General features: G+C 68.4%; 16 protein-coding genes and 1 pseudogene. 5 read left to right on the plus strand and 12 right to left on the minus strand.

Annotation, left to right across the window (positions count from 1 at the left end; all coding sequences use genetic code 11):
* The 3 genes and pseudogenes from ASF94_RS03715 to ASF94_RS03725 form a co-directional block, all read right to left on the minus strand.
* A pseudogene (locus tag ASF94_RS03715) lies at positions 1–297 on the minus strand (peptidoglycan-binding protein); the annotation flags it as partial.
* A gap of 89 nt (positions 298–386) precedes the next feature.
* Complete coding sequence (locus ASF94_RS03720; protein ID WP_056661775.1) at positions 387–1,166, minus strand: class I SAM-dependent methyltransferase; 780 nt, start codon at positions 1,164–1,166, stop codon at positions 387–389.
* Between the two features lie 222 nt (positions 1,167–1,388).
* Positions 1,389–1,787, minus strand: coding sequence for a hypothetical protein (locus tag ASF94_RS03725; RefSeq protein ID WP_056661778.1), 399 nt, complete (start codon positions 1,785–1,787; stop codon positions 1,389–1,391).
* Positions 1,788–2,317: 530 nt separating this feature from the next.
* Between ASF94_RS03725 and ASF94_RS03730 the strand changes: the two genes are divergently transcribed.
* The 3 genes from ASF94_RS03730 to ASF94_RS03740 all read left to right on the plus strand — a co-directional run bounded on the left by ASF94_RS03730 (position 2,318) and on the right by ASF94_RS03740 (position 4,527).
* Complete coding sequence (locus tag ASF94_RS03730; protein WP_082492964.1) at positions 2,318–3,085, plus strand: extensin family protein; 768 nt, start codon at positions 2,318–2,320, stop codon at positions 3,083–3,085.
* A gap of 102 nt (positions 3,086–3,187) precedes the next feature.
* Entirely contained in the window at positions 3,188–4,189 is a 1,002-nt protein-coding gene (locus ASF94_RS03735; RefSeq protein WP_056661781.1) for a J domain-containing protein, read from the plus strand.
* A complete protein-coding gene (locus tag ASF94_RS03740) occupies positions 4,186–4,527 on the plus strand; it encodes a chaperone modulator CbpM (protein WP_056661784.1) in 342 nt (113 codons plus the stop codon). The genes ASF94_RS03735 and ASF94_RS03740 overlap by 4 nt, the downstream gene beginning before the upstream one ends.
* A 144-nt stretch (positions 4,528–4,671) precedes the next feature.
* On the opposite strand, the gene ASF94_RS03745 is transcribed toward ASF94_RS03740, so the two are convergent.
* The 6 genes from ASF94_RS03745 to mnmG form a co-directional block, all read right to left on the minus strand.
* A complete protein-coding gene (locus tag ASF94_RS03745; protein ID WP_056661787.1) occupies positions 4,672–5,631 on the minus strand; it encodes a ParB/RepB/Spo0J family partition protein in 960 nt (319 codons plus the stop codon).
* 20 nt (positions 5,632–5,651) lie between these two features.
* Positions 5,652–6,221 (minus strand): alpha/beta hydrolase, encoded by a 570-nt coding sequence (locus ASF94_RS03750; protein ID WP_056661967.1) that lies wholly within the window; start codon positions 6,219–6,221, stop codon positions 5,652–5,654.
* Between the two features lie 44 nt (positions 6,222–6,265).
* A complete protein-coding gene (locus ASF94_RS03755) occupies positions 6,266–7,063 on the minus strand; it encodes a ParA family protein (protein ID WP_056661789.1) in 798 nt (265 codons plus the stop codon).
* A gap of 63 nt (positions 7,064–7,126) precedes the next feature.
* On the minus strand, positions 7,127–7,741 hold the full coding sequence (locus tag ASF94_RS03760; RefSeq protein WP_056661792.1) for a LysE family translocator: 615 nt from the start codon (positions 7,739–7,741) through the stop codon (positions 7,127–7,129).
* An 80-nt stretch (positions 7,742–7,821) separates the two neighbouring features.
* Positions 7,822–8,502, minus strand: a complete 681-nt coding sequence (gene rsmG / locus ASF94_RS03765; protein WP_056661794.1) for a 16S rRNA (guanine(527)-N(7))-methyltransferase RsmG — start codon at positions 8,500–8,502, stop codon at positions 7,822–7,824.
* Positions 8,499–10,484 carry a tRNA uridine-5-carboxymethylaminomethyl(34) synthesis enzyme MnmG gene (gene mnmG, locus ASF94_RS03770; RefSeq protein ID WP_056661797.1) on the minus strand — a complete coding sequence of 662 codons (1,986 nt, stop codon included), beginning with the start codon at positions 10,482–10,484 and terminating at the stop codon, positions 8,499–8,501. The genes rsmG and mnmG overlap by 4 nt, the downstream gene beginning before the upstream one ends.
* 378 nt (positions 10,485–10,862) lie before the next feature.
* Here mnmG and gstA point away from each other — a divergent pair, with 378 nt between their 5' ends.
* Positions 10,863–11,471, plus strand: a complete 609-nt coding sequence (gene gstA / locus ASF94_RS03775; RefSeq protein WP_056661799.1) for a glutathione transferase GstA — start codon at positions 10,863–10,865, stop codon at positions 11,469–11,471.
* A 45-nt stretch (positions 11,472–11,516) separates the two neighbouring features.
* On the opposite strand, the gene ASF94_RS03780 is transcribed toward gstA, so the two are convergent.
* The 3 genes from ASF94_RS03780 to tauA form a co-directional block, all read right to left on the minus strand.
* A complete protein-coding gene (locus ASF94_RS03780) occupies positions 11,517–12,452 on the minus strand; it encodes an ABC transporter permease subunit (protein WP_156382418.1) in 936 nt (311 codons plus the stop codon).
* The gene (gene tauB, locus ASF94_RS03785) at positions 12,442–13,245 is read right to left on the minus strand and encodes a taurine ABC transporter ATP-binding subunit (protein WP_056661806.1); all 804 of its coding nucleotides are present in this window, start codon (positions 13,243–13,245) and stop codon (positions 12,442–12,444) included. The genes ASF94_RS03780 and tauB overlap by 11 nt, the downstream gene beginning before the upstream one ends.
* Before the next feature lie 70 nt (positions 13,246–13,315).
* Positions 13,316–14,365, minus strand: a complete 1,050-nt coding sequence (gene tauA / locus ASF94_RS03790) for a taurine ABC transporter substrate-binding protein (RefSeq protein WP_056661808.1) — start codon at positions 14,363–14,365, stop codon at positions 13,316–13,318.
* Between the two features lie 336 nt (positions 14,366–14,701).
* Between tauA and ASF94_RS03795 the strand changes: the two genes are divergently transcribed.
* Entirely contained in the window at positions 14,702–15,832 is a 1,131-nt protein-coding gene (locus ASF94_RS03795) for an alkene reductase (RefSeq protein ID WP_082492965.1), read from the plus strand.
* The last annotated feature ends 75 nt before the right edge of the window (positions 15,833–15,907 follow it).

Consider the following 15,907-nt stretch of genomic DNA (forward strand, 5'->3'; position numbering starts at 1 on the left):
TCGTTGCGCAGGATGGTGTACCAGCCGGCGTCCTGGTTCTCGACGAGGGTCGTTGCGCAGGATGGTGTACCAGCCGGCGTCCTGGTTCTCGACGAGGGAGACGGTGCCGAGGGGGGCGGCGCACTTTTGCAGCTCGCTGCTCTCGCCGGAGGCACTGGCGCCGCCGGCAGCGCCGGTGGCGACGGTCTTGGCGTCGGGGCTGCCCATGCGCATGTTGGTGGTCTCGCAGCCGGCCAGCAGCAGGGTGGCGGCGCAGGCCGTGGCCAGCAGGGTGAAGGTGTGCGTCTTCCGGGTCATGATCGATTCCTCTGATGGTGTTGGAATGTCTTGGTGAAAAGGTAGGCCGGCAGCCGCCGGGGCCTGCGGTCAGGCCGGGCGCGGCGGCATCATAGCCCTGGGCCGGGGCCACTCCCCCGTCGGCCCGGGCCGGCAGCAGCCTGGCCGACGCGGTACAGCCAGACGCGTTTGGCGCCGGGCCCGCCCTGCAGACAGGCGTCCGCCACCCGGCCGGGCACCTCGAACTCCAGGCTGACCAGCCAGCTTCCGGACGCCATTTCGGCCTCGGCCTTGGTAGCAGCGCGTTTCATGCTTTCCGGCCGTTGGAACAGATAGACGAGCGCATAGCCGCTCCAGCCGGCCGCCCAGATGTCGCCGCGCCGCACGCGCGCCCAGGGGCAGCGCAGCGCGCACAGGGCCCGCAGCGGCCAGCTCCATTCCAGCCCGTGCAGGCGTGCCTGCGGATAGGCCCTGCGCAGCGCGATCAGCCCGTCGCCCAGGCCGCAGCCGGCGTCCAGCACGGGCGCATCGGGCGGCAGGGGCGCCAGCGCGGCCAGGCCCTGCAGCGCCCCGCGCGGGGTGGGAAAGAGCGGCGCGTCGCGCCAGGCATTGAGGGGATAGACCAGCAGCAGCAGGGCCAGCGGCACCAGCCAGGCCCAGGCCGGCACGCCGGCGGCAGCGCCGGTCAGCGCGAGCGACAGCGGAAACCCCGCCGCGATCAGCCCGCGCCGCCACCAGCCCTGCCCCAGCAGGCTGGCCGCCGTGCCCAGGGCGCAGGCCAGCGCCAGCGCGAAGGCGGCGGGCAGCCAACGCTGCAGGCCGGCGTAGGCCAGCCAGGCGGCACCCCAGGCCAGCAGGGCCGGCAAGGGCCAGGGCAGCCAGCGGGTCATGGCCGGGGGTTTCCGGGCAGGCGCAAGGGCATGGGTAGGGGGCGGTCGCGGTGGAGGCGCATTTCCAGTGACCGGTCAGCTGATCGCTCGGCAGGTGCTTCGGTGCGCTGCATTCTAGTGAGGAGGAGTCTGGCATTTCGCCGCGAGGTTCTGGTGCGGTTGTCCGCTTCATCAGGGGCCTGCCTGTTTCCAGGACGAGCCATAGAAAATGTGCTGCATCCCTCAATCCGGCTTCGACTTGAACATCCTCCCAACGTTGTCATCGATAAATGGCAGCGCGAGAGCAACCCCCCAACTCGCGGTGGCAATAAGCGTCAAAGCCTGAGCCCAGGACGAACTGATAAATACTATTTGACTGCTTAATATGAAAGCCAGAAAACAAGCAGCGGTAATGAGATTGAGCATCGGCGCCCACGATAAAAATCTCATGGATCCGTAGAGCCCTGCGATCGCGCCCAAGATCGTGAGGACAAGAAAAAGGATCGTTTCGCCGTCGAGCGGAGCGGGGTGTCTTCCGCTGTAAGGGTACGCAAGCAGACCGAAAATCGAATCAATCCGAGCCGAAAGATGAAAAAGGATGAAAGACATGGCAACGAGTATCCGGTAGCGGTTTTTTGTCATGTCTTCCCCTGCTCTTGTGCAATTTGCAGGCAACCTTAACGGGGTTGTACAGCGATCATGCCGGATGAGCTGCGGATTATTGATGCCATGACAAATCACCACATTTGTGGAGGATGGCGGAGCACCCCAGCAGCGTCCGGGGGCAAAGCAGAAGCAGCGTGGAAACGGTCGCGGGGGAATAGCCTTGCAACGATCGTTCATGCCACAGGCTGAACCGGTTCTTCAAAGCGGCTCAAAGCACCGGGCAATGCGGTTCGGGCGTGCGCGTACCGCCCGATCCGGCGAGTCACGCCAGAAGGATGGTCTGAGCCGCCCTTGGCGCGGTGCATTCCAAAGCCGGCTTCTTGCTGACAGGCTGCGGCGCGGCTGTCCGCCCCGGTGTACGCGCCGCTCCGCCCACAATCGACCGCATAGCCACCGGACCGCCTCTGTGCCCCACCCCCTCCTTTGCCCCACCTTGCCGATGCCTCGCTCGCACCGCAGGCTCCGCATGCGGGCGTTCCGGGTGCCGGCTGCGTCGTGCCCCGTGCATGACTGACCCCGCCGTTCGATCCGCAAGAGGAGTCGGCCGCCTGTTCGGCGCGGCGCTCTTCAGCCTCGCCTGCGGCCTGATCGTCGGCTACCTGGGCGGCTGGGTGCCCGTACCGCCGCGTTGGGACCCGTTGGCGGCGCTGGACGTGACCGAGACGCCGAATATGCTGACCCCGTTCAAGATGCGCCGCACGCGCGCCGACCCCGACCAGTGCCTGGCCGCGCTGCGTGTGTCCGGCCTGCGCTTTTCTGCCGTGCCCGACCGTGCGCCGGTGCAGGGCTGCGGCTTCACGAACGCGGTGCGGCTGGAGGCCGGCCACCGCGTGCAGTTGAGCCGTGCCACGGTGCTCAGCTGCCGCGCCGCGCTGTCGTTCGCGCTCTGGGAGCGGCACGACCTGCAGGACGCCGCCCGTGCCGAGCTGGGCCAGGAGGTGCGCCGCATCGACCACCTGGGCAGCTACGCCTGCCGCGACGTGAACACCGGCGACGGGCGCGGCACCGGCCGACGCAGCCGCCATGCCACGGCCGATGCGCTGGACGTGAGTGGGTTCACGCTGTCCAATGGCCGGCGCATCCAGCTGCTGAGAGATGCGCCCCAGCCGTGGGAAGACGCCCAGGCGCTGCAGCGCGACCCGGTCGCCCGGTTTCTGCACGCCGCGCATGCGGGCGCCTGCCGCCGCTTCGACGGCACGCTGGGCCCGGGCTACAACCGGGTGCACCGCGACCATTTCCACCTGGAAGCGGGCGGCTGGCCCATTTGCCGCTGAGCCGATTGCGGCGTCGGCCGACTTGGCGGGCGCGGCGCCCTGCTCCACCATGCAGGCGATCCGTTCGCATCTCCTTCCCTCCACCTCCCTCATCGGAACACCATGGACTTCAAGGATTACTACAGCGCCTTGGGCGTGGACCGCAAGGCGTCGGCCGACGAAGTGCGCAAGGCCTATCGCAAGCTGGCCCGCAAGTACCACCCCGACGTCAGCCAGGAGGCCGATGCCGAGGCGAAGATGAAGGAGGTCAACGAGGCCTACGAGGTGCTGCACGACGCCGAAAAGCGTGCCGCCTACGACGCCCTGGCCGATCGCGTGGCCAGCGGCGCTGCGCACGGCTCAGCAGGCCGATCGGGCGGCACGCAGGGCTTCACGCCGCCGCCCGGCTGGGACGAGGGCTTCGACTTCAGCCGCGCCCGCCATGGCGGCACCGCCGGCCCGGCCGACGATGCGGACTTCAGCGATTTCTTTTCCTCCCTGTTCGGCGCGGCCCAGCGCCGCCAGGCACAGCAGCGCCAGCCGCGCATGCGGGGCGACGACCAGCATGCGGCCATCGAGGTGGACCTGCCCACCAGCCTGCGCGGCGGCGAACATACCTTGCAACTGCAGGCGATGGAGCTGGACGACGACGGCCAGCCGCAGCTGGTGCAGCGCACGCTGCAGGTGAAGATTCCGCCCGGCGTGCGGCCGGGCCAGCTGATCCGGCTGGCCGGCCAGGGCCTGCCCGGGCACGGCGGCGAGCCGGCGGGCGACTTGTTCCTGGAGCTGCGCCTCACGCCCGATGCGCGCTGGCGGGTCGAGGGGCACGATGTGACGATGAAGCTGCCGGTGACGCCCAGCGAGGCCGCCCTGGGCGCGCAGGTGCGGGTGCCGCTGCCCAATGGCGACGAGGTGGAGGTCACCGTGCCGCCCGGCTCCCGCCCCGGGCGCCGGCTGCGGCTGAAGGAACGCGGTTTTCCGGGCGCGACGCCCGGCCACCTGTACCTGGAACTGGAGCTGGCGCTGCCGCCCGCCGATTCCGACGCGGCCCGCGCGGCCTATGAGGCGCTGGCCCGCGCCAGCGCAGCCTTCAACCCCCGCAGCGCACTGGGAGCCTCCGCATGACCGCCACGACCTATGTTCGCCACACCAGCGTCACCATCACGCAAGCCCACCCGGTGGATGATGCCCACCCGCTGGGCACGATCGAACTGGCCCGCGCGGCGGGCGACCGCGAGGAATGGGTGGTCGCGCTGGTCGAAGCCGGCCTGATCGCGCCCGCCGTGCCCGGCGCGCCGCAGGCGCAATGGGTGTTCGACGGCGAGGCCCTGCGCTGCGCGCTGCAGGCGCGGCGGCTGCAGCGGGACTTCGACGTCGGGCTGGATGCGGCAGCGCTGATCATCGACCTGCAGCGCGAGGTGCGGCGGCTGCGGGCGCTGGTGGGGACTCGGCAGACGCCTTGAGCCCCATCGGCGCGGCGGGGGCCCTACCGGTCCGGGAAGAAAAGTCCGTCCCGGCTGGGCTGATCGAAGCCAAGGCGGGCAGCGGGCAGAGCCCTTCGGCCAGGCTCAGCGCAATCGCGGTTGAGCGGCTGAGCGGCTGACGCCCTATTTCCGCAGCCGGTCGATCAACCCGTTCAGCGCTTCCAGCGAACCGAACTGGATCGCCAGCTCGCCCATCTCCTCGGTCTGGCCGCCACGCTTGACGCGCTTCTTGATGCGCACTTCTACCTCGGCCATGAGCAGGTCGGACAGCTCTTCTTCCACGCGCTTCACGTCGCCCGACTTGGCGGCGGCATCCTTCTTGCCGGCGGCGCCGGAGGGCGCCAGGCCGAAGTCGGCGCCCAGCTTCTTCACCAGCGCTTCGGATTCACGCACCGACAGCTTGCGCGCGGCGATCTGGTTGCCGGCGGTGATCTGGGCGGCGCGGTCCAGCGCCAGCAGGGCGCGGGCGTGGCCCATGTCCAGGTCGCCGGCCATCAGCATGGACTGCACCGGCTCGGCCAGGTTCAAGAGGCGCAGCAGGTTGCTGGCGGCGCTGCGCGAGCGGCCCACGGCCTGCGCGGCCTGCTCGTGGGTCAGGCCGAATTCGCGGGTCAGGCGTGCCAGGCCCTGGGCCTCTTCCAGCGGGTTCAGGTCTTCGCGCTGGATGTTCTCGATGAGCGCCATGGCGGCGGCGGACTCGTCGGGCACGTCGCGCACCAGCACCGGCACCTCGGCCAGGCCCGCCAGGCGCGAGGCGCGGAACCGCCGCTCGCCGGCGATGATTTCGTACTGGCCGGCGTTTTCGCCCGTCGTCAGGCGCCGCACCAGGATGGGCTGCATGATGCCTTGGGCCTTGATGGACTCGGCCAGCTCGTAGAGCGCGCCTTCGTCCATGCGGGTGCGGGGCTGGTAGATGCCGGGCACCAGCGCGCTCAGGGGCAGCGTGGTGGGCGTGCTGCTGTTGGCGGCGGGCGCGTCGGGCGTGGCGGCGTTGGCGGCCGGCGCCGGCAGGGCGTCGGCGACCTTGGGGCCGAGCAGGGCTTCGAGTCCGCGGCCGAGGCCCTTGGGTTTCTTGGTGACCATGGTGGTTGTTGTCGTCGTCTTCAATTCGGAGGGTTGTTCTTCAATTGCGCGTCCGGGGCGTCCAGGGCTTGCAGCAGCTCCAGCCCCTCGGCCCAGTCGCCCAGGCCCGATTCGGCGTTCAGATGGCCGCGTGCGCCGGCGTCGTGCAGCCGTGCGCCCCAGGCGTCGGCCAGGGTCTGCGCGCGGTCGAAGCGGCAGTAGGGGTCGTCACGGCTGGCCACCAGCACGGCCGGGAAGGGCAGCGGCTGGCGGGCGATGGGGCTCCAGCCCGGCAGCAGCGGCGCGACCTCGGGGCTTTCGACGTCGCCGGGAGCGACCAGCAGCGCGCCCCGCACCCGGTGCGCATTGCGCGAATGCGCGGCCCACCAGGCGGTGAGGATGCAGCCCAGGCTGTGCGCGACCAGCACGACCGGGCCATCGGCATCGACCACGGTCTCTTCGAGCCGCGCCGACCAGTCGCCACGCAGGGGGCGCATCCAGTCGTGCTGTTCCACGCGGTGAAAGCCGTGCAGGGCCTCCCAGCGGGTCTGCCAATGGCCTTCGCCAGAATTCTGCCAACCGGGCAGGATCAACACACGGGACGGCTCCATCATGGTCATATGCTCACTTATTGATAGCTATAGGTGCTTATTTTTCAAGCGCTGGGGGCTGTTTTGGCATTCAATCCGGCCTGCACCCGCCGCACCATTTCGCGTGCGAACTCCACGAAGGCCTGGCTGCCACGGGCGTTGGGGTCGAACACCACGCCGGGCAGGCCGTAGCTGGGCGCTTCGGCCAGGCGCACGTTGCGCGGGATGACGGTGTCGAACACCTTGTCGCCGAAATGGTCCTTGAGCTGGGCGCTGACCTGCGCCTGCAGCGTGATGCGCGGGTCGAACATCACGCGCAGGAGGCCGATGATCTGCAGGTCGCGGTTGAGGTTGGCATGCACCTGCTTGATGGTGTTGACCAGATCGGTGAGCCCTTCGAGCGCGAAGTACTCGCACTGCATGGGCACGACCACGCCATGGGCGCTGCACAGGCCGTTCAGCGTGAGCATCGACAGGCTGGGCGGGCAGTCGATGAGCACGAAGTCGTAGTCGCCGTCCACTTCGGCCAGGGCGGCCTTCAGGCGGCGCTCGCGGTGTTCCAGGGTGACCAGCTCCACCTCGGCCCCGGCCAGTTCGCGGTTGGCGCCCAGCACGTGGTAGCCGCACTGTTCGGCATTCACGGCGGCTTCCTGGATGGACGCCGACTCGAGCAGCACGTCGTACACCGTCAACTCCAGCGCGCGCTTGTCCACGCCCGACCCCATGGTGGCGTTGCCCTGCGGATCCAGGTCGACCAGCAGCACGCGCTGGCCTACCTTGGCCAGCCCGGCGGCCAGGTTGACGGAGGTGGTCGTCTTGCCGACGCCGCCCTTTTGGTTCGCGATGCAGAAGATCTGGGCCATGGCTTGCGGGTGCTTTTCAGGAGAGAGTGCGAAAACGGGAAACGCGAGAGAAAAAAACGAAAACTACTTGGACAACGCCAGCTTCAGGCCGAAGCCGATCAGGAACACTCCTGCCGTCTTCTCCAGCGCCCGGGCCACCGCCGGGTGCGCGCGCATGCGGGCCGCCAGGTGGTGGGTGAGCAGGACGACGACGAGGCCGTAGAGGAACGTCAACGTGGCGATGGTGGCAGCCATCACGCCGAAGGTCAGCAGGCCCTGGTGCTGGACCGGGTCCACGAACAGTGGAAAGAAGGCCATGTAGAACACGATGGCCTTGGGGTTCAGCAGCGTGATGAAGGCGCTCTGGCGGAAGTACTGGCGCGGCTGGATGGTGATGGCGGGCGCATCGCCCGGCTTGGCGGTGAGCAGCTTGTAGCCCAGCCAGGCCAAGTAGGCCGCGCCCAGCCACTGCACCGCGTGGAACGCCGCCGGGTAGGCTGCAAGCAGCGCCGCCACGCCGGCAACCGCCAGCCACATCAGCACCTGGTCGCCCGCGATCACGCCCATGGTGGCGGCCAGGCCGGCGCGAATGCCGCCCTTGCCCGTGGAGGTGATCAGTGCAAGGTTGCCGGGCCCGGGAATGGCGAGGAACAGGACGATGGCCGCGACGAAAGCCCCGTAATCAGCAATACCGAACATCGAACACCCCCGGAGCGCAAAAGGATGCCGAGTTTACGCGACCGCCCTTCCGAAGCGACCCGGTGCGTCGTTTGCGCTGGTCAAGCGGCGGTAACAGGGCGCATCCAGACGATGCAGCGTTCGGCGTCCAGGCCCGGGACGGCCAACGGTTCCACGTGAAACACCGACACGCCGGCAGGCAGCGCGGCCAACTCATCGGCCGGATGCTTGCCCTTCATCGCCAGCCACACGCCGTCGTGCGACAGGGCCGCGCCGGACCAGGTGGTGAAATCCGCCAATGACGCGAAAGCGCGGCAGCTGACCACGTCGAAGGCCTGTGTCAGGCTCTCCACCCGGGCATGCAGGCCATGCAGATTCGGCAGGCGCAGCGTAGCCGCCGTCTGCTGGATGAAGGCCGCTTTCTTGGCAACGGTATCGACGCAGCTCACATCCAGCTCCGGGCAGCAAATGGCGAACACGACGCCGGGCAGGCCGCCGCCGGAACCCACATCCAGCAGCCGCAGACCGCCGCCCTGCCCTGGCCCCTGCATGCGCTGTTCCAGATGGCGCTGCAGGGGTCCTACGGCCGCCAGGCTGTCGAGCAAGTGGTGGGTCAGCATCTCCCCAGGATCGCGCACCGAGGTCAGGTTGTAGACCTTGTTCCACTTCTGCAGCAGTGCCAGAAAATCGAGCAACTGGCCGTGCTGTGCGTCGGTCAGATCCAGGCCCAGCGTTTGGATGCCCTGCTCGAGCGGTGCCCGTAGCAACGCGTGGGCGCTCATGCCGCCGCCTCGGTCGCATCGGCCGTGGCTTCGGCCGCCTGCCCGGCGAAGCCCTTGAAGCCACTCTTCTTCAAATACACCAGCAGCAGCGAGATGGCAGCGGGCGTGACGCCCGAGATACGGGAGGCTTGGCCGAGCGTCTCGGGGCGGTGCTTTTGCAGTTTCTGCCGCACCTCGATGGACAAGGCGGGCACCTGCAGGTAGTCGAGTGCGGACGGCAGGCGCAGCGTTTCGTAATACGCCGCACGCTGGACCTCGTCCTTCTGGCGATCGATGTAGCCGGCGTATTTGGCAGCAATCTCCACCTGCTCCAAAACGGGGGCAGTCAGGTCGCCAAGTGTTTCACGTGAAACGTCGGGCGAGCGGTACTTGCCCTCATCCAGAGTCATCAGGCTTTGGTAGGCCACGTCCGGACGGCGCAGCAGGTCGAACAGGTTGTATTCATGCTCGATGGCCTTGCCCAGCACGCGTACGGATTCGGTAGAAGGGAGGTTGCGTGGGTTGACCCAGGTGCTTTTCAGGCGCTCTGTTTCACGTGAAACAGCGTCGCGCTTGCGGCTGAACGCGTCCCAGCGTGCGTCATCCACCAGGCCCATGCGGCGCCCTGCTTCGGTCAGGCGCATGTCGGCATTGTCTTCACGCAGCTGCAGGCGGAACTCCGCGCGGCTGGTGAACATGCGGTAGGGCTCGGTCACGCCCTTGGTGATGAGGTCGTCCACCAGCACGCCCAGGTAGGCCTCGTCGCGGAGCGGCAACCAGGCGTCTTCGCCCCGGCATTGCAGCGCAGCGTTGATGCCGGCGAACAAGCCCTGGGCCGCAGCCTCTTCGTAACCGGTCGTGCCATTGATCTGGCCGGCAAAAAACAGGCCGTTGATCTGGCGCGTCTCGAAGCTGCTCTTGAGCGAGCGCGGGTCGAAATAGTCGTATTCGATGGCGTAGCCCGGCCGCAGGATGTGCGCGTTTTCCAAACCGCGCATGGACCGCACCAGGTCGTACTGCACATCGAACGGCAGGCTGGTGGAGATGCCGTTGGGGTAGAACTCGTGCGTGGTCAGGCCCTCGGGTTCCAGGAAGATCTGGTGGCTGTCCTTGTCGGCGAAGCGGTTGATCTTGTCTTCGACGCTCGGGCAGTAGCGCGGGCCCACGCCCTCGATCTTGCCGGTGAACATGGGGCTGCGGTCGAAGCCGGAGCGGATGATCTCGTGCGTGCGCTCGTTGGTGTGGGTGGTCCAGCACGGTACCTGGCGCGGGTGCATGGCCGCATTGCCCATGAAGCTGAACACGGGCACCGTGCCCTCGTTCACGCCGCCGGGCATGCCGTCACCGGGCTGTTCTTCCAGCTGGCTAAAGTCGATGCTGCGGCCATCGATGCGCGGTGGCGTGCCGGTCTTCAGGCGTCCTTGCGGCAACTGCAGTTCCTTCAGGCGCGCCGACAGGCTCACGGCGGGCGGGTCGCCTGCGCGGCCGGCGGCATAGTTGTTCAATCCCACATGGATCTTGCCGTCCAGGAAGGTGCCGGCCGTCAGCACCACGGTGCGGGAGCGGAAGGCAATGCCGACCTGCGTCACCGCGCCCACAACCCGGTCGCCCTCCACCAGCAGGTCATCGACGGCCTGCTGGAACAGCCACAGGTTCGGCTGGTTTTCCAGCATGCGGCGGATGGCGGCCTTGTAGAGCACGCGGTCAGCCTGGGCGCGCGTGGCGCGCACGGCCGGGCCCTTGGAGCCATTGAGAATGCGAAATTGAATGCCGCCTTCATCCGTGGCCAGGGCCATGGCGCCGCCCAGGGCATCCACCTCCTTCACCAGATGGCCCTTGCCGATGCCGCCGATGCTGGGGTTGCAGCTCATCTGTCCCAGCGTTTCGATGTTGTGCGTGAGCAGCAGCGTCTTGCTGCCCATGCGGGCGGCAGCGAGCGCGGCCTCGGTGCCGGCATGGCCTCCGCCGACGACGATGACATCAAATTCCTGGGGGTACAACATGCAACTGCTCCGAAACCTTGAACACGGGGAGCGGCCCGATGGCGGAAAGAGCGCACGCCGGGCCGCCAGCGGGCGCCTTGCCCGCCGGGCCGGCAGCATGCCGGTGACAGGTCGGGACAATGGGATCTGAAAAGGGGAAGGCCGGGATTTTCCCATGCCTGCCCTTGGCGCGCCACCTGCGCGCACCATCCCCTGCCCTGGGGGAGGGACAGGACTGCGCAGGCGATCCAGCACGTCGGCTCCCGCCGTTTGTTTCACGTGGAACACTGGCTGGCCACCACCGGTGGCCCTCACCTTCCGCGGCATCCTGGCCGACAGCGCCGGTCGGTGCTTCGCTAGTAGCATGGCAGGCTTGTTCCACTGTCTTCCGACCTGACCATGAAGCTCTACTACAGCCCTGGCGCCTGCTCGCTGTCGCCGCACATCGCCCTGCACGAAGCCGGCCTGGCGTTCACCCCCGTGCTTGCGAGCACCAAGAGCCACAAGCTGCAGGATGGCACGGACTTCTACGAGATCAACCCGCTGGGCTACGTGCCCGTGCTGGAACTCGACGACGGCACGCGCCTGCGCGAAGGCCCGGCCATCGTGCAGTACATCGCCGACCAGGCTCCGCACAAGAACCTGGCCCCGGCCAACGGTACGCTGGCGCGCTACCGCCTGCAGGAGTGGCTGAACTTCATCGGCACCGAATTGCACAAGGGCCACAGCCCGCTGTTCCAACCCAGCACGCCGGATGCCTACAAGTCGATCGTGCGCGAGAAGCTGATGTCGCGTTTCCAGTGGCTGGACGGCCAGCTCGAAGACAAGGACTACCTGCTGGGTGAACACTACTCGGTGGCGGATGGCTACCTGTTCACCGTGTGCAGCTGGGGCAAGCACGTGGGCGTGGACACCTCGGGCCTGCCGAACCTGCAGGCCTATCTGGCCCGCGTGGGCGCGCGCCCGGCCGTGCAGGCGGCGCTCAAGGCCGAGGGCCTGCAGAAGTAAGTCCCTTCCTGGGCTTCGGTCAGAAACGGCGGGCCTGCCTGGGTTTCAGGCCCGGCCCTTCCAGGGCACCGCGCGGGCTTCGATCCAGCGCAGGCCGGCATCGAACGCCCAGGCCACCAGGCCGATGACGAGGATGCCGGCCACCACCAGGTCGGTGCGCAGGAAGTTGGAGGCATTGAGCACCATCTGCCCGATGCCCACCGTCGCCGCCACCATTTCGGCCGCGACCAGCGTGGTCCACCCGAACCCAATGGCGATGCGCAAGCCGACCAGGATCTCCGGCAGCGCGGCCGGCAGGATCACGTGCCGCACCAGCTGCCAGCGGCCCGCTCCCAGCGACAGCGCCGCATGGATTTGCTCCACGCTTGCACTGCGCACGCCGGCCCGGGCGGCGAGCGCGATCGGGGCGAAACACGCCAGGTAGATCAGCAGGATCTTCGCCGTCTCGTCGATGCCGAACCAGATCACGATGAGCGGCAGATACGCCAGTGGTGGCAGCGGCCGGTAGAACTCGATGGGCGGATCGAACACGCCGCGCGCCACGCGGCTCACGCCCATCGCGATGCCCACGGGCACCGCCGTGGCGGCCGCGAGCGCGAACGCGCCGAAGACCCGGATGGTGCTCCACTGCAGATGCCGCCAGAGTGGCTCCCCGCCCTGGATATTTCCCTCCCAGGCATCGCGCAGGGCATGCAGCACGGCCTCGGGCGCAGGCAGGAAGAGCGGCTTGACCCACTGCTGCTGCGTGGCCAGCCACCAGAGCAGCGCCAGCGCGACGATACAGGCCACGCTCAGGCCCCGGCTCGGCCCCTGGCCCGGCAGGCGGTACGGCGCCACGGCGCGCAGGGACGGTGATGGCGACAGGGACGGTGACGGCGACGGCAAGGCCCGTGCGGGTGCCTGCGTCGAAGCAGTCCCGCTCTCTCGCCGCGGCTGCGCAGCCAACCGGTGGGGCGATGGCATCAAGGCTTCATCCGGCATGGTCGTGCTCCGGCAGCCGGGCTGCGGGTGACCAGGGCACGGGCGGCGCCACGGCATCCAGTACCCGCTCGCGCCAGCCGATGAACGCGGGGCTGGACTTCACGGCCCGGGCAGGCTGGCCTGCCAGGAACTGCCGGTTGAAATCCAGCGCATGCTGCTGCGCGATGCGGCCGGGGCGCGGTGTCATCACGATCAGGCGTGAGGCGAGGAACAGCGCCTCTTCCACGTCGTGGGTGATGAAGAAGATCGTTTTGCCGGTGCTTTGCCAGAGCCGCAGCACCAGCTCCTGCAGCGATTCGCGCGTGAAGGCGTCGAGCGCACTGAAAGGCTCGTCCATGAGCAGCACCTGCGGGTCGCTGGCCAGGGCACGGGCAATGCCCACGCGCTGCTGCATCCCGCCAGAGAGCTGCCAGACGGACGCCTGGGCAAAGCCTTCCAGCCCCACCTGCGCCAGCCGTTCGCCGGCCAGCCGCAGACGTGTTTCACGTGAAACACCGCGCAGCCGCAGGCCCAGCGCCACGTTGTCGATCACGTTCAGCCAGGGCATGAGCGCATGCTTCTGGAAGACCACGCCGCGCTCGGCACCCGGCCCCGTCACCGGCCGGCCATCGAGCGTGAGGGTGCCGGCGGAGGGCTCGGTGAAGCCGGCCATGCAATTCAGCAGCGTGGTCTTGCCACAGCCAGAGGCCCCCAGCGCCACGACCAATTCACCCGCGTCAATGTCGAGGTCGACGCCCTGCAGCGCCGGATGATCGGTGCCTTCGTAGCGCACGCTTACGCCGCGCAGAGACAATGCGCCGCCACCCGCGCAGCCACTGCTTCCTGCACGGCCGGCATGGCTGCCAGCGGCGTTCGCGCCCTGCTCAGCGTGCACGCTGCACCCATGTGGGATTCACGCCCACTGCGTAGTCGGGCAGCACGGACTGCACCGTCCCCTGCTCCTTCAGGAAGGCGGCCGTCGCGGCCAGCGACTTCGCCACGCCCGAATCCTGGGCCCCGCCCAGCCACTGGCCGCCGGCCTGCTCGGCCGGCGGCACGAAGGCGTAGAGCGCCAGGCTGGCGGGCACCGCCTGGGCTTCGGCGCCGGACCATTTCGCGATCGACTTCACGGGGGCGGCATCCGCCGTCCACGCGGCCTTGTCTGCGGCATAGGCCTTGTCGGCGTCGGCCAGCACCTGCACGAACTGCGTGAGGAAGGCATCGTGCGTGCGTGCGAATTCCTTGTTCACGGCCAGCGCGTCGAACGTGGCCTTGCCCGTTCTGGCCGCGATCTGGCCGGAGGTGGCGAGCACCTTGCCGCTCTGCTTGACCTTGGCGAGCACCGGGTCCCAGACGAAGGTGGCGTCGATGTCGCCCCGCTCCCAGGCGGCCAGGATCTCCGGAGGCCGCAGGTTGACGATGCGCACCGCCTTGGGATCGATGCCTGCATCCTGCAGCGCCACCAGCGCATGGAAGTGCGTGGTGGAGACGAAAGGCAGGCCGATCTTCTTGCCCTTCAGGTCGGCCAGCGACTGCACGCCCGAGCCGTTGCGCGCGACCAGCGCTTCCGCATCGTGGATGTTGTCCAGCACCCAGAAGACCTCGATCGGCACGCCCTGCGACAGCGCCGCCGCGACCGGGGACGAGCCCGCTTCGCCGATCTGGATCGCGCCGGAGGCCAGCGCGCGCACCACCTCGGCCCCGCTGCCGAGCTTGCGGTAGGTCACCTGGTAGCCGGTGCGCCGCTCGACCTCCTTCGTCTCCTGCGCATGGCGCCAGGGCACGACCATGTCCTGGTAGCCGATCACCACTTCCTTCCTGGCCTGCGCCAGGGCAGCGGTACTGCACAGCAGGCTGCCGGCAAGCATCAAGGCAGCGCCCTGCAACGTACGGCGGCGGGTGGACGGTGCGCTCTGGTCCGGCGGAAATGGCATCTGGATGACCCCTTTGTGGGATGGTTGTGGAGGAGTGGTGGTGCAGAAGGAAAAGCCAACCCGACGGGGGCCGGGCCGAGCCATCTTAGGAAGCGCCTTTCCGGCGGCGAAGTGCCGTTTGCGCGCATGACCATGCGGAAAACAGATAAGCCAAAAGCTGCGAGAGGACGGCCGCACGCCATCGGCTGCTGCGATTTCGCTAGCACGGCTCGCATATCCCGTCGCGGCGCAGTCCCACTGCAGGAAATCGGCAAACGCGGTAACGTCGCTTCCTGCCGTGAAAGGGCCCGGTCCGGGCCCTTGACCCACCCCCGTTTTGCCAAAGAGGTACTTCCCTTGTCCACTACGCTTTTCGATCCCGTCCAGGCCGGTGACCTGCAGCTCGCCAACCGCATCGCCATGGCGCCGCTCACGCGCAACCGCTCGCCGAATGCCGTGCCGAAGGACATCACCGCCACCTATTACGCCCAGCGCGCCACTGCAGGCCTGCTCATCACCGAAGCCACCGCCATCAGCCACCAGGGTCAGGGCTATGCCGACGTGCCGGGCCTGTACGGCAGCGATCAGCTCGATGGCTGGAAGAAGGTGACGGCCGCGGTGCATGAGCGCGGCGGCAAGATCGTCACCCAGCTCTGGCATGTGGGCCGCATCTCGCACGTGGACCTGCAGCCGGAGGGCGGCCAGCCCGTGGCGCCGTCGGCCATCACGGCCAAGGCCAAGACGTATCTCGTGGACCGCGACAGCGGCAAGGGCCAGTTCGTGGCCACCTCCGAGCCCCGTGCGCTGGATGCGTCCGAGTTGCCCGGCATCGTTCACACCTACGCCGCAGCAGCCCGCAACGCCGTGGAAACCGCTGGCTTCGACGGCGTGGAGATCCACGGCGCCAACGGCTACCTGCTGGACCAGTTTCTCAAGACCGGCGCCAACCAGCGCACCGACGACTACGGCGGCAGCATCGAGAACCGCGCCCGCCTGCTGCTGGAAGCGACCCGCGCCGTGGTGGACGCCATCGGTGGCGGCAAGGTCGGCATCCGCCTCTCGCCCGTCACGCCGGCCAACGACATCAGCGACGCCGATCCGCAGCCGCTCTTCGACTACGTGATTCGCCAGCTGGCGCCGCTGGGCCTGGCGTATGTCCACGTGATCGAAGGCGCCACGGGTGGACCGCGCGAAGTGGACGGCCGTCCGTTCGACTACGAGGCCATCAAGGCGGCCTACCGCGAAGCCGGTGGCCAGGGTGCCTGGATGGTGAACAACGCCTACGACCGCGCGCTGGCCATGGAGGCGGTCGAAAGCGGCCGTGCCGACATCGTCGCCTTCGGCAAGGCCTACATCTCCAACCCCGACCTGGTCGAGCGCCTGCGCAAGGATGCTCCGCTGAACGAGTGGGACCAGTCCACGTTCTACGGCGGCGGCGAGAAGGGCTACACCGACTACCCGACGTTGCAGCAGTCGAAGCAGGGCTGATGCCCGACACGGGGGGCCCCCACGAGGCGCCGCCCGATCCCCCAAGCCAGGCGGGCGACTGCCTGGCTTTTTTCA

The sequence above is a fragment of the Acidovorax sp. Leaf160 genome (assembly GCF_001424265.1).
Taxonomy (GTDB): Bacteria; Pseudomonadota; Gammaproteobacteria; order Burkholderiales; family Burkholderiaceae_C; genus Paracidovorax.

Excerpts from the sequence above, each read along its gene's own strand:
- ASF94_RS03750 (WP_056661967.1), bottom strand. The coding sequence starts at position 6,221 with ATGGAGCCGTCCCGTGTGTTGATCCTGCCCGGTTGGCAGAATTCTGGC.
- ASF94_RS03780 (WP_156382418.1), bottom strand. The coding sequence starts at position 12,452 with ATGCCGGATGAAGCCTTGATGCCATCGCCCCACCGGTTGGCTGCGCAG.
- tauA (WP_056661808.1), bottom strand. The coding sequence starts at position 14,365 with ATGCCATTTCCGCCGGACCAGAGCGCACCGTCCACCCGCCGCCGTACG.
- ASF94_RS03735 (WP_056661781.1), top strand. The coding sequence starts at position 3,188 with ATGGACTTCAAGGATTACTACAGCGCCTTGGGCGTGGACCGCAAGGCG.
- ASF94_RS03720 (WP_056661775.1), bottom strand. The coding sequence starts at position 1,166 with ATGACCCGCTGGCTGCCCTGGCCCTTGCCGGCCCTGCTGGCCTGGGGT.
- ASF94_RS03760 (WP_056661792.1), bottom strand. The coding sequence starts at position 7,741 with ATGTTCGGTATTGCTGATTACGGGGCTTTCGTCGCGGCCATCGTCCTG.
- mnmG (WP_056661797.1), bottom strand. The coding sequence starts at position 10,484 with ATGTTGTACCCCCAGGAATTTGATGTCATCGTCGTCGGCGGAGGCCAT.
- ASF94_RS03740 (WP_056661784.1), top strand. The coding sequence starts at position 4,186 with ATGACCGCCACGACCTATGTTCGCCACACCAGCGTCACCATCACGCAA.
- ASF94_RS03745 (WP_056661787.1), bottom strand. The coding sequence starts at position 5,631 with ATGGTCACCAAGAAACCCAAGGGCCTCGGCCGCGGACTCGAAGCCCTG.
- gstA (WP_056661799.1), top strand. The coding sequence starts at position 10,863 with ATGAAGCTCTACTACAGCCCTGGCGCCTGCTCGCTGTCGCCGCACATC.
- ASF94_RS03755 (WP_056661789.1), bottom strand. The coding sequence starts at position 7,063 with ATGGCCCAGATCTTCTGCATCGCGAACCAAAAGGGCGGCGTCGGCAAG.
- ASF94_RS03730 (WP_082492964.1), top strand. The coding sequence starts at position 2,318 with ATGACTGACCCCGCCGTTCGATCCGCAAGAGGAGTCGGCCGCCTGTTC.
- ASF94_RS03725 (WP_056661778.1), bottom strand. The coding sequence starts at position 1,787 with ATGACAAAAAACCGCTACCGGATACTCGTTGCCATGTCTTTCATCCTT.
- rsmG (WP_056661794.1), bottom strand. The coding sequence starts at position 8,502 with ATGAGCGCCCACGCGTTGCTACGGGCACCGCTCGAGCAGGGCATCCAA.